Here is a 12,706-nt window from a genome sequence, read left to right as displayed (position 1 = left end):
ATAGATTCTGACAAATCATGAAACGCTCTAGGCAGCAATCAGATACAGCACACCAAGCAGAACCCCAACTATCAGGATAAAAGTTCCGGCGACCACCGCAAACCGCACCACAGGATGCAGTTTTGCAAGTTCCGTGGTTTCGTCGGTCTGTGATTTAAGGCCGCTTGCCTCGCGTTCTTTGTGAAACCGGCGCAAGGCTTCATCACCACTCATCGGTGGCATCTGCATCCGGTCCAGAACCGTGCCCTGATCACGACGATCAGATGCCGTTTCACCATTGCGATGGTTGTTTGCGGTCATTATGGTCAGCGTTCGGCGGTCAGGCCGTCATCACCGGCGCCAAGATCCTGTGACTGGTAAACCGGCCATTTCCCGGCTGCCAAACGATCAAGCGACGGGCTGTCTTGCCCCAAACGGGAACGATACATCCAAAGATTGGCCATCACACGTTCGACAAACAAGCGCGTCTCGCGGGATGGAATGCTTTCGATGAAATACAGCGGGTCTTCGTTATCTTTTAGCGCCTTCTGCCAACGGCCCAGATTACCGATCCCGCCGTTATAGGCGGCCATCAACTGCAAGAACCCGTTATCAACACCGTTCTGTTCCAACAGGTGATCAACATATTTCTGCCCCAGCGACAGATTGATTTCCGGTTCATACAGCTCGGCACGTTTTTCACCGCGATAACGGGTATTGCCGATATAGCTTGCGGTTGCCGGCATCAACTGCATCAAACCGCGCGCACCGGCATGGCTGCGTGCCTCGGCATTAAAACCGGATTCCTGACGCATCAACGCATAAAGCAGCGCCCGATCAACGTCATAACCGCCTTCCGGCACCCATGGTGGCACGGGATAAAGCGCATTAACGATCACTTCACCGGTTTTCTGGGCCATATACCCGCCCAACCGCATGGTCAGCGACGCAAGATTGGCCGTATCGGCCAAGGACAAAACAGCACGGCGCAATTTGTCATCATCACTTGCAACGGCTTTGCGCAATTCGCGTTCGGCTTCGTCACGATGATCAATCTGAAGCAAGGCAAGTGCCCGACGACCATGCGGATCAAGACGCAGCTTGTTGGCACGGTTTTCGTCAAGTGCCAGACTGTCCCAGTCAAACACATCGTCACGGCCAAGTGTGCGCAGTGCCAGCAAACCATAGAAGGATCGCGGATATTCAGCGGCCTTTTGCAACAGCTTGTCCGCTTTGGCAAACCGGCCCGCCGCCAGATCAATACGTGCCGCCCAAAAGGCCCCTGCCGAACGGGTCCAGCTGGATGCGTATTTATTTTCGCTCAGGGCGACAAAATGGCTATGCGCCTGATCCATCTTGCCAAGACGCCAGGCTGTCAGACCAGACGTCCAATGGGCCTGCGGCAGGTATTTACCCGACCGTTTTGCCGCCTCGCTGGCGTGTCGTAGTGCCAGATCAGGTTTGCCGAAATAATAGTAACCCGATGCGATCGACGTCCGGGCTTCGTCCTGCTCAAAGGCATCAAACAGGCGTTTGGTTTCCTGTGCTTCAAGCACCTGCAAGGAACCGGTCGGCCAGCCACTTCTGATCCGCTGACGAATGCGGCGCTTTAAAACAGTTGCGCGCGAACGTTGCACTGCTGAAAGGCTTTTGGTCGATTTGTGATGATAGGGACGGATATCTTCGTAATCATATCCAGCCCCTTTAACGTAACCACCCACCGGCTTTTTCGGATAAGTGGCACCACCGCGGCGCTGCAACGCAAGTTTGTAAATGCGCGGCGCCTGCGGATGGTCGGCATAAAGCGCCAGCCAATCCTTAAGTTCCTTGTAACGCGAACGATAGGCCGTCGGATGCAAATAACGCTGGGCCAGCACATGGCCCATCAACAAGTCATCGGACAGACGCGAAATCAGGCTATCCGCATCTTTCCAGCGGCCCTGTTCCTGAATGGCGAAAATCTGTTCGTAAAGTTCCGCATCACGTTTGGACAAAACAATGGGGGTGGTAACCGAAACCCGATCACTGGCACCTGGAGTGCTCAGCGCAGCCTGTTCCTTTGTCGCATGGGCGTGCGTCGGCACAACCAGCGAAATGGCACCTAATGCTGTCATGAAAATCCCGCGCCGGATTGTATCAATCGCTTGCGGCAGGCTTATTCTTATTGCTTCGATCAAAACCAGTCTTTCCCCAACAAGGCCGCGGCAAAGCCGTGCTTGTATCCCGAAGCAGTTTCTCGTCGCAACCTATTGAGTGCGGTGTCCCCCCGCAAATTAAGTCGACATATAGCAGCAAAATCCGGATCAGAGAAATGATTTATCCGAAATCAACCACTTGGCGGAAAGGCTCGCACGCCGCATATCCGCCATGCGCGGGGCCTTTGATGACGAAATTTACGAAAGTTTATGCGCCACCGCGCGCAAATCCGCCCAGGCAAGGCGTTTTTGTTCCGGGGTTTTCAGCAAATATTCCGGATGGAACATCGCCGTCACCTGTGCCACCGATGCCGCTCCCAGCGGGATTTCTTTCCATGTGCCGCGCAAACGCGTGATCCCGCGATCTTCATCCATCAGGGTCTTGGCCGAACTGCCGCCAAGGCACACAATGACCTTTGGCCCGATCAGTTCAAGATGACGACGGATAAACGGTTCACAAACGGCAATTTCGGCCGGGGTCGGCGGCCGATTCCCCGGCGGGCGCCAAGGCAAAACATTGGTGATATAGATGTCTTCGCGCGCAAATCCGATGGATCGCAACATCGCATCCAGCAATTTACCACTTGCCCCGACAAAGGGTTCTCCCTGCCGGTCTTCCTCGGCCCCCGGTGCTTCGCCGACCAGCACCAGCTTGGCTTCGGGGTTGCCGACACCAAAAACGGTCTTGCTGGCTGATTTTTTAAGCGCGCATCCTTCGAACTTTTCGGTCGCTTCCTTTAATTCCATCAGCGTATTTGCTGCTGCGGCAAGATCGCGGGCTGTTTGGCGTGCTTCGTGCGGTGTATCCGATAATAAAAACCCGCCGCCCGCTTGAACCTGTGGCGGTGGTGATGCCGCCCCGCCCGATGGTCCTGCGGGTGCCGATGGGCGTGCCATCGCCGGGCGGCCCGCACCGCCATTGGGTGGCAATACACCACGCCCCTGCTGACCGGCCTGACGGCTCAGACTTTCGGACGCCTTGAAACGGTCAAGCGGCTCGTCAGCAATGGCTTCGTCCACGCCCATTTCAAACTGCCAGATCAAAGCTTGCAGCGGGTCCAGGTTATTTACATCAAAATCTGTAATTGGTTTGCTCATCTACACAGGAACGGTGTATGTTGCGGTGCAACGCATATGGTGACCGCGATTTGGATCGACTTTAACGATTTTGGATCACTTGCACCATATACAAACGCGGCTTAAATCGGTATAGCTATACCGATTAATACTTGAATACTGAGAAATCAGGGCTTGGGCGAGACTCTGATCGGTGAATACCGGCTATGACCCATACGGACGAAAACAGTCCGAAAAGGTCGGCAGCCAAATGAGAGAGGCCATATGGAACGCGAATCCATGGAATTTGACGTGGTTGTCGTCGGTGCCGGTGTATCCGGATTGTCGGCTGCCATTCGCTTGATGCAGCTCGCCCAGGAACATGACAAAGAAATCACCGTTTGTGTGGTGGAAAAAGGTTCCGAGGTCGGCGCACATACCCTTTCGGGTGCGGTGATGGAACCGCGCTCGATGAACGAACTTTTCCCGGACTGGAAAGACCGCGGCGCGCCGTTAAACGTTCCCGCCGCCAAAGACGAATTCATGATGCTCAGCAAGACGGGCGCGATCAAGCTTCCAAACCCGCCGCAAATGCATAACAAGGGCAATTACATCGTCAGTCTTGGCAATGTGTGCCGTTGGCTTGGCGAACAGGCCGAGGCCCTGGGTGTTGAAGTCTATCCGGGCTTTGCCGCCGCCGAAGTCCTGTTTAACGATGATGGATCGGTCAAGGGGATCGCGACTGGCGATATGGGTCTGCTGCGTGATGGTACGCCGGGCCCTAACCACGAACCGGGCATGGAATTACACGCCAAATATACCTTCTTTGCCGAAGGATGCCGGGGGTCGCTGTCGGAACAGCTGATCAAGAAATTTGATCTGCGCAAAAATTCCGATCCGCAAACCTATGGCATCGGCATCAAGGAACTTTGGGAAGTCGATCCCGACGTCCACCAAGAAGGCAAAATCCAGCATACCGTTGGCTGGCCGCTGGACAAAGATACTTATGGCGGGTCGTTCCTGTATCATCTTGATAACAATCAGGTCGTTGTTGGCTTTGTCATCGGGCTTGATTACGAAAACCCGCATCTCAGCCCGTTTGACGAATTTCAGCGTTTCAAAACCCATCCAAAAATCCGTCCGATTTTCGAAAAGGGCCGCCGTATTTCCTATGGCGCGCGTGCGCTTAACGAAGGCGGGTTCCAGTCGATCCCCGATCTGGTTTTCCCTGGTGGCTGTTTGATCGGTTGTTCGGCCGGGTTTATGAATGTGCCGAAAATCAAAGGGTCGCATACCGCGATGAAGACCGGCATGGTCGCCGCCGAAGCCGCCTTCGAGGCCCTGACGGCCGAAACGCCGCCGGCTTCGATGGAAAGCTATCCGGAAAAGCTGAAAAACAGCTGGGTCTATCCGGAACTGAACAAGGTCCGCAACATCCGCCCAAGCTTTGCCAAATGGGGCTTCTGGGGTGGTTTGGCCTATAGTGCGGTTGATACCTATTTGTTTGGTGGCAAGGCGCCTTGGACCTTTAAAAACCACGCCGATCATACCTGTTTGAAACCGGCCGCCGAGATGCCGAAAATCGACTATCCGAAACCGGATGGTAAAATCAGTTTTGACAAACTGTCATCGGTATTCCTGTCCAACACCAATCACAGCGAAGATCAGCCGATTCACCTGACCCTCAAAGACGCAAGCGTCCCGGTTCAGGTCAACCTTGCGATCTATGACGGGCCAGAGGCACGGTTCTGCCCGGCCGGGGTTTATGAATTCGTCGATGACGAAAACAAGGGCAATGGTGCCAAGCGTTTGCAAATCAACGCCCAGAACTGCGTGCATTGCAAAACCTGTGACATCAAGGACCCGACCCAGAACATCGTCTGGGTGGTACCCGAAGGTGGCGGCGGCCCGAATTACCCCAATATGTAAGGCCCTTGGGCTTATCCTCATACAAAAGGGCCGCGTCATGCGGCCCTTTTGCTTTATGGTCAATATATTGCCTGATGATTGCCCGGATCAATCCGGCGCATAGCCAAAGGCAGCCGGTGGATTGGCCGCGGTTTCGGTCCAAACACTTTTGGGCTGCATATATTCCATCAAGCCTTCCTTGCCGCTGGATCGGCCATAGCCACTGGCGCCAAAACCGCCAAACGGCGACATGACATTGATGGTTTTATAGCTGTTGATCCAAAACGTCCCGGCCCGGACATTGGCCGCCACCCGATGCGCCCGGTCAACCGACCGGGTCCAAACCGCCCCGGCAAGGCCAAATTTGCTGTCATTGGCAATCGCCACGGCCTCTGCCTCGTCCGCAAACGGAATGACAGATACAACCGGACCAAAGATTTCCTCGCGCGCAATGGCCATATCATTGCTGACATTGCCCAAAACCGTCGGGCGCAGAAAATAACCATCCTGACAGGCCGCATCACTTGGCCGCTCGCCCCCGGCCAGCAATTTGGCCCCTTCATCCTGCCCGGCGGCGACCAACCGACGCACAGTCTGATATTGTGCTTCATTGTTGATCGGCCCGATCTGGGTCGCACGATCCATCGGATCGCCAACCGGAATGCGATTGGCCCCATCAACCAGCATTTCAAGGAACTGATCCACCACATCGCGTTGCACCAGCAAACGCGATCCCGCGACACAGCTTTGCCCGGCACCGCTAAAGATTGCGGCCTGCGCACCAATTACCGCGCGTTTCAAATCCGCATCGCCAAACACGATATTTGCCGATTTCCCGCCCAGTTCCAGAACACAGGGCACGATATTCTGTGCGGCCTGTGTCGCAATCATCACACCCGTACGCGGGGAACCGACAAACACCACCTTGCGCGTTGCATCATGGGTGGTCGCCGCCGCGCCGGTCGTCATGCCAAGCCCGGTCAGAACCGTAATCACGCCATCGGGCAACCCGGCCTTTTTGGATAAAACACCAAGGGCAAGCGAAGTCAGCGGGGTCATTTCCGACGGTTTAAGCACGGCGGCATTACCAGTGCAAAGTGCCGGGGCCAATTGCCAACCGGCGGTAAAAATCGGCGCATTCCATGGGGTGATTTGCGTAACAACACCATAGGGTTCGGGCCGCGTATAATTCAAATGACTGGTCGGCACCGGGATCACATCACCGTGCAGCTTATCCGCCCAACCGGCGTAATATTCAAACATCTCGGCGACTTTCAGCACCTCGACCTTGGTATCGCGGATCGGCTTGCCGGCACTGACCGTTTCCAACAAGGCCAGCTCATCCAGATGATCCCGAACCTGTTGACCAATACGCCACATAATCCGGCCACGTTCGGCTGCCGTCATCCCCCACCAGATTTTCTGCCCGGCAACGGCGGCACTCATTGCCGTATCAACAACCTCGGCCCCGGCATCCTTGACGCTTAAAAACGCCTTGCCCGTCGCCGGATCGATCAATTCAAACATGTCGCCCCGGCCCGCCATCATCGCCCCATTGACCCAGCTTCCAATCTCGCCGGTGCCAAAGAACGGCGCCATCGCCTTGTGATAGTCCCGCGCAATCAATTTGGTTTCATTGGTCATTTATTTGGCTCCTGCTTTGGCGGGGTCAATTTCGGTAATCCGGTTAAAATCGGCGTCATCCGCCAAAAGTTCGGCACTTTCGGCCCATATCTTTCCGGCCATTGCCGATACTGGCAATGCAACGCCCTTATCCTGTGCCAGGGTCATGGCAAGGCGCACATCCTTGCGCATCAGACCCATGGTAAAGCCGCTGTCAAACCCGCCGTTCATCACCCATTTGGGATAATTAACCTCGCTGATCGCACTTCGGCCCGACCCGGCATTAAGCGCTGTGATCAGATTATCCGTCGTCACACCGGCGGCATTTGCCAGACGCACGGCTTCGCTCATGGTCAAAAGATGGCTTGCGACCAGCATGTTATTCACAATCTTGACCGCATGCCCCGCCCCGACCGGACCAACATGGGTAATCTTGCCGCCCAACGCGTTCAGAACCGGCATCGCACGCGCCACATCGGCATCCGCACCGCCGATCATCATGGTCAATTGGCCGCTATTGGCCCCGGCGGGGCCGCCACTGACCGGGGCATCAATCAGGATATGCCCCAACTGACGCAAAACCCCGTCCAGTTCGCGGGTCACATCAGGTTCTGATGTGGTAGTATCAATCACCAGTCGCGGATCAATATCACGCGATACCAAGCCATCCGCACCGGTCAGAACACTGCGCACATGGGCGGCCGTCGGCAGCGACAAGATGATCGTCTGACAGGCCTCAAACAATTCGGGCAATTTGCCAACGATGGTCGCCCCCGCGCTGGCCGCCTCGGCCTGACGTTCGGCCGAAAGGTCGAAGCCGATCACGGAAAATCCATCGCGCAAAAGCGTGCGCACCATGCCAAGCCCCATATTGCCAAGGCCGACAACACCGATTGTGCCTGTTTCTGAACTATTCACGATAAGTGCCTCTTTGGTTTCAAACAGCACGGCCCCGCCGGTGAAGACCCAAGTCTTCCGGTCACGGCCAAATGCGATCCGATATGATTTTTTGATTTTGCCCACCGACTTTCCGGTGGATCACGGGCGAACTCAAGATCAATTGCCGGAACATGTTGTTGCCGAAACAGCAACACATGTGGTCTGATTACGCGATCAGACCAAACGCCCCACAACAGCCCCAAGTCACCACCATGAAAATTGACGACAAGCCGCTGCGTTATTTCCTTGCCGTGTTTGAAGCCGGTTCAATCCGAACCGCTGCGGAAAACCTGCGCATCGCCCCATCGGCCATCAGCCGCCAGATCACTGGTCTTGAGGCGCATCTGGAAACCCTTTTGATGGAACGCACCAAGCGCGGCATCATCTTTACGGAATCGGGCCATATGGTTGCCGCCCATGCAAGGCGACGCATTGAACTTGACGAAGCCTTTGCCGTCGATCTTGCCGCAGCACGCGGGGCAATTGCCGGAACGGTCCGGATTGCGACCGGCGAAGGCTTTGTGGTTGATCTGGTCAATCACGTGGTTCGGCCCTTGCGCGATGAATTTCCAGATATCCGGCTTGAAATCGATGTCGCCGGGACCGAGAAAATCACCCATGGCATCCTGCGCGACGATTATGACATGGGGCTTGTTTTCAATCCGCCGCGCAATCCCGATCTGGAATTACTGGCCGAGGATCACACCCCGCTTTGCGCTCTGGTCCCGCCGGAATTTGACCTGGCAAAGAAGCAAAGCTGCACCCTTTCCGAAACGCTAAATTACCCGGCCGCCCTTTTGAACCCGCATTTTGGCGTTGCCAAACTTCTGGCCAATGCCGGTCAGGCCAACGAGGTGACCCGCGATGCGTTCCTAACCGCCGATTCGATCAATGTCGCGGTCCATTTTGTCCTGTCGGGCGGCGGGATCACCTTTTTACCGGCCTTTGCCGTATCACGACAATTACGCAGGGGCGAAGTCGTTGCCGTTCCAATGACCGACCCGTTTCTGGCCCGTGTTCCATCGCATCTTTTGGTGCGCAAGGGACGGCCGAAAACCGCCGCTGTGCGGGCCGTTACCGGCATAATCCGCGACCGGATGGAAGCCTTCGGATCAGCTTGGTATCCCGAAGAACACGATTAACATCCGCCCACCTGTTGCCGAAACGGCAACAGCATCATCCCAAAATGGCACTTGCCGTGCCCCGACCGAGTTTTCATTGTCGGACAAAATTCCCGGCCCAAAAAATGGCAAAATTGTGAAATCTGCCGAAGCCGGGACATTACAGGGATGATGCAACATGTCGGGTGTCTTTGCCCCCGAACAACGTTGCGTCGAACATGCCACTGTCAAGGAGACTGGGAAATGAACGCGCTTCGGGGTCAATTGGAGCTCTGGCGGCTTCACCTCGCCGTTATTGTGCTTGGTGTTATCGCCGAGTTGATCGGCATTCGGAAAATTCCGTTCGGGATTGGTGCTATTTTGCTGTTGCCGTTGCTTTATGCATTCGTCATGGCGGCATTGATGAACCCGAATGTCATGCCGAAATTTGCCAAATTCATTCGTCAGAAGGAAGTTCAGGCCGCATCGCCGCTGATCGTGATTGCGATCATGCCTTTCATCGCCAAATTTGGCACCACCATCGGCCCGGCAATCGAAACCATTATCGAAGCTGGCCCGGCCCTGCTGTTGCAGGAACTTGGCAATCTGGGCACCATTGTTCTGGCCTTCCCGCTTGCGGTTTGGGGCTTGAAAATGGGGCGCGAAGCCATTGGCGCGACATTCTCGATCGCACGTGAACCCAATCTGGCAATCATTGCCGATCGCTACACCTTAAAAAGTGCCGAGGGTACGGGTGTCATGGGTGTTTATGTTCTTGGCACCCTGTTTGGGACTTTCATCTTTGCCATTCTGGCATCGGTATTCGCCAGCCTTGATGTCTTTGATCCACGCGCACTTGCCATGGCATGCGGCATTGGCAGCGGGTCGATGATGGCGGCCTGTACCGGCGCATTGACCGAAGTCATTCCGGGGATGAAGGACGAAATCCTTGCCCTTGCCGGGGCCAGCAACCTTCTGACCTATGCGACCGGGCTTTATGCCGGATTGTTCATCGCACTTCCGATTGTCGAGAAACTTTATAACGCAACTGCGGGCAAAAATGATCTCGCCACCGCGACCAAGAAGGAGGTTTGATCATGTCCGATAGCGTAATTTCCGTGAAAACCACCCGTCCGAAAATCGATATTGCCGATCATGCCTTTACCCTGATCGTGGTCTGCCTTGTCGGGCTTGTCATGAATACGGTCGGCCCGGCGATCCCGATTGCGGATGGCTTTGTCGGCATGGTGGTCATCTATCTGATTTCCATGGTCGGGTTGCTATTGACCCGTTATGCCCCGTTCTACCTGCCAAGTGTTGCATGGATTTCGCTGGTCGGGATTGTGGCAACACTGCCGTGGACGCCCGGCTCTGAATGGATCGTTGCCCAGGCAAAATCGGTTAACTTCCTGGCCCTTGCCACCCCGGCACTCGCTTATGCCGGCTTTGCAATTGCCAAAAAGGAAATTGAAGTTGCCAAGCATTCCGGCTGGAAACTTGCATTGGTGGCCTGCCTTGTCTTTCTTGGCACCTATGCCGGTTCGGTTCTGGTTGCCGAACTGATCCTGCGCCTGCAAGGCGTCTGATCCCACACCATATAAACGGGGACGATTGCGTCCTCGTCTCTCCCTCTTTTGGCCTATCGCTTGCGGGGGCCCAGGACCCCGCTTTTTCTGACAGGCTATTACGCTAGAGTATGCAGATGACTGTTTCCATTGCCTCCCTTCATCCTCGTGCCACCCAATTCGTTGATGAGTTTACGACATGGCGACACCATCTGCATGCTCACCCTGAAACCGCGTTTGCGGAAAATCTGACCAGCGCCTTTGTCGCGCAAAAGCTTCAATCCTTTGGGCTTGAAGTCAAAACCGGCATTGCCAAAACCGGCGTTGTCGCCACCCTTCACGGCAACAAGGGTGCGGGCAAACGCATCGGACTTCGCGCTGACATGGATGCGCTTGATATCCATGAAACCACCAATCTTCCCTATGCGTCGAAACATCCGGGTAAAATGCACGCCTGCGGCCATGACGGCCATATGACGATGTTGCTCGGGGCCGCCAAAATTCTGGCCGAGGCCCCCGATTTTGCCGGAACCGTTGATTTCATTTTCCAACCGGCCGAGGAAAATGAAGGCGGCGGACGCGAAATGGTCAATGAGGGCCTGTTTGACAGCCATCCGGTTGATGCGGTTTACGGTATGCATAACTGGCCGGGCCGCGATATCGGCACCATGGCGATGAAGCCCGGGCCGATGATGGCAAGCTATGATATTTTTGAAATCATCATTGATGGCCGTGGTTGTCATGCCGCCATGCCCCATCTGGGGCGCGATCCGATCACGACAGCCGGTCAGGTTCTTTTGGCCCTTCAGACGATTACCGCGCGCAATGTCAATCCGCTGCAAAGTGCGGTGATTTCCCCGACCCAGCTTTTTGCCGGTGATACATGGAATGTGATCCCCGATACCGCCACCATCCGTGGCACAGTCCGCACATTCGCCCCGGACATACAGGATTTGGTCGAAGCACGGCTTAAAACCGTTGCCGATGCCACCGCCAAGGCATTCGATTGCACCGCACGTGTGATGTATCAGCGCCGCTATCCGGCAACGATCAACAGCGACGCCGAAACCGGCATTGCCCATGCCGCGGCGGCAAAGGTCGTCGGGGCGGCAAATATAGACACCAATCCCGAACCCTCGATGGCCAGCGAAGATTTCGCCTTTATGCTCAATGAAAAACCCGGCAGCTATGTCTGGCTGGGCAATGGGCCAACCGATGGCAATTGCCTGTTGCATAATGCGGCTTATGATTTCAACGACGCGGCCATCCCCTATGGCGTCAGTTATTGGATATCACTGGTCATGGAATGCCTTTCAGACTGAAAATCGGCCTAAAATTTCACATTTTCCTTGTCTAATGTACAATCCGCGCGTTCAATACTCGCCCTTTTTAGTATGGCGATGGATATGTGATGCAAATCGCGATTGTAACTCTTGACGGTTTTAACGAGCTCGACAGTTTTGTCGCGCTATCGATCCTTAATCGGGCCAAGGCCGACGGTGTTTGCGCCGAAATCACCAGCATCGGCACATCCGTCACATCGATGAACGGGGTCGAGGTCAAAACTCAACAACCGCTATCGTTTTGCACCAAGGCCGATGTTGTCCTGTTTGGCAGTGGCATTCACACCCTTGATCATATCGGCAACGCCGACCTGATGGCCCAGTTTGATCTTGATCCATCCCGCCAGATGATCGGGGCACAATGTTCCGGCGCCCTGTTCCTGCATAAACTTGGCCTCTTGCCTGCAATTGCCACAACAGACAGCAAAACGCGCCCCTATCTGGCGCGGACCAATACCGTCCTTGAAGACCGCCCGCTGGTCGCACAGGGCAATATCGTGACCAGTGGTGGCTGTTTATCGTCACAATATCTGGCCGGATGGGTTTTGGCGCGCAAGCTTGGCATCGACAAGGCGCTGGCAATTTTGGAATATGTCGCCCCGGTCGGTCAGAAATCGCTCTTTGGCAAACAGGCGCGCGATGTCATCACACCGCAGCTCGACGTTCCGGCGAAACGTGCGCTTTATTGCTAGCCCGTGTTTCCCGTCGCAGCCGCGATTAATCCCGGCCTCACAATAACGTTTTTCGCATACGCACAACCACCTGTGGGAACTGGTGATACAATCGCGTATGCTGCGCGCCAACAGTGACAGACGAATGGCAAATGCTTTGCCTTATATTTGCCGAGTAGTTAGGGTTACCTCACCATAAGTTAGTGGTCCGCATGGCATAAATTCATGCGGCCGGTTGCGAATTGCAGACGCAGGACAAGTTTTTGAAACGCCATCTGTTACACATCATAATTCCGATGACGGCCCTTGCCCTGTCCGCGTGTGGCA

General features: G+C 55.2%; 11 protein-coding genes. 6 read left to right on the top strand and 5 right to left on the bottom strand.

Annotated features, from left to right (window positions below; all coding sequences use genetic code 11):
- Positions 1–27: 27 nt before the first annotated feature.
- The 3 genes from TALK_RS06640 to TALK_RS06630 form a co-directional block, all read right to left on the bottom strand.
- Positions 28–300, bottom strand: a complete 273-nt coding sequence (locus TALK_RS06640) for a hypothetical protein (RefSeq protein WP_085617090.1) — start codon at positions 298–300, stop codon at positions 28–30.
- A 5-nt stretch (positions 301–305) separates the two neighbouring features.
- The gene (locus tag TALK_RS06635) at positions 306–2,093 is read right to left on the bottom strand and encodes a lytic transglycosylase domain-containing protein (protein ID WP_245829728.1); all 1,788 of its coding nucleotides are present in this window, start codon (positions 2,091–2,093) and stop codon (positions 306–308) included.
- Between the two features lie 279 nt (positions 2,094–2,372).
- A complete protein-coding gene (locus TALK_RS06630; RefSeq protein ID WP_085617086.1) occupies positions 2,373–3,272 on the bottom strand; it encodes a uracil-DNA glycosylase in 900 nt (299 codons plus the stop codon).
- A gap of 243 nt (positions 3,273–3,515) precedes the next feature.
- Between TALK_RS06630 and TALK_RS06625 the strand changes: the two genes are divergently transcribed.
- The gene (locus tag TALK_RS06625) at positions 3,516–5,159 is read left to right on the top strand and encodes an electron transfer flavoprotein-ubiquinone oxidoreductase (RefSeq protein WP_085617084.1); all 1,644 of its coding nucleotides are present in this window, start codon (positions 3,516–3,518) and stop codon (positions 5,157–5,159) included.
- Between the two features lie 87 nt (positions 5,160–5,246).
- Here TALK_RS06625 and TALK_RS06620 read toward each other — a convergent pair whose 3' ends face one another.
- Complete coding sequence (locus TALK_RS06620) at positions 5,247–6,782, bottom strand: aldehyde dehydrogenase family protein (RefSeq protein WP_085617082.1); 1,536 nt, start codon at positions 6,780–6,782, stop codon at positions 5,247–5,249.
- Positions 6,783–7,679: an NAD(P)-dependent oxidoreductase gene (locus TALK_RS06615; RefSeq protein ID WP_245829726.1), complete on the bottom strand. Its 897-nt coding sequence runs from the start codon at positions 7,677–7,679 to the stop codon at positions 6,783–6,785. It lies immediately after the preceding gene.
- Between the two features lie 233 nt (positions 7,680–7,912).
- On the opposite strand from TALK_RS06615, the gene TALK_RS06610 reads away from it, so the two are divergent.
- The 5 genes from TALK_RS06610 (at position 7,913) to TALK_RS06585 (ending at position 12,400) form a co-directional block, all read left to right on the top strand.
- Positions 7,913–8,842 carry a LysR family transcriptional regulator gene (locus tag TALK_RS06610; protein ID WP_085617165.1) on the top strand — a complete coding sequence of 310 codons (930 nt, stop codon included), beginning with the start codon at positions 7,913–7,915 and terminating at the stop codon, positions 8,840–8,842.
- A 222-nt stretch (positions 8,843–9,064) separates the two neighbouring features.
- A complete protein-coding gene (locus TALK_RS06600) occupies positions 9,065–9,895 on the top strand; it encodes a DUF3100 domain-containing protein (RefSeq protein ID WP_085617078.1) in 831 nt (276 codons plus the stop codon).
- A 2-nt stretch (positions 9,896–9,897) separates the two neighbouring features.
- Positions 9,898–10,386 (top strand): hypothetical protein, encoded by a 489-nt coding sequence (locus tag TALK_RS06595; RefSeq protein WP_085617076.1) that lies wholly within the window; start codon positions 9,898–9,900, stop codon positions 10,384–10,386.
- Between the two features lie 116 nt (positions 10,387–10,502).
- The gene (locus TALK_RS06590; RefSeq protein WP_139833749.1) at positions 10,503–11,687 is read left to right on the top strand and encodes a M20 aminoacylase family protein; all 1,185 of its coding nucleotides are present in this window, start codon (positions 10,503–10,505) and stop codon (positions 11,685–11,687) included.
- A gap of 89 nt (positions 11,688–11,776) precedes the next feature.
- Positions 11,777–12,400, top strand: a complete 624-nt coding sequence (locus TALK_RS06585; RefSeq protein ID WP_085617074.1) for a DJ-1/PfpI family protein — start codon at positions 11,777–11,779, stop codon at positions 12,398–12,400.
- Positions 12,401–12,706: the final 306 nt, after the last annotated feature.

Origin of the sequence: Thalassospira alkalitolerans (assembly GCF_002115745.1) — a bacterium.
Lineage (GTDB): Bacteria > Pseudomonadota > Alphaproteobacteria > Rhodospirillales > Thalassospiraceae > Thalassospira > Thalassospira alkalitolerans.
Note: the sequence above shows the minus strand (reverse complement) of the source record. Positions and strands in the feature narration are given on the sequence as shown.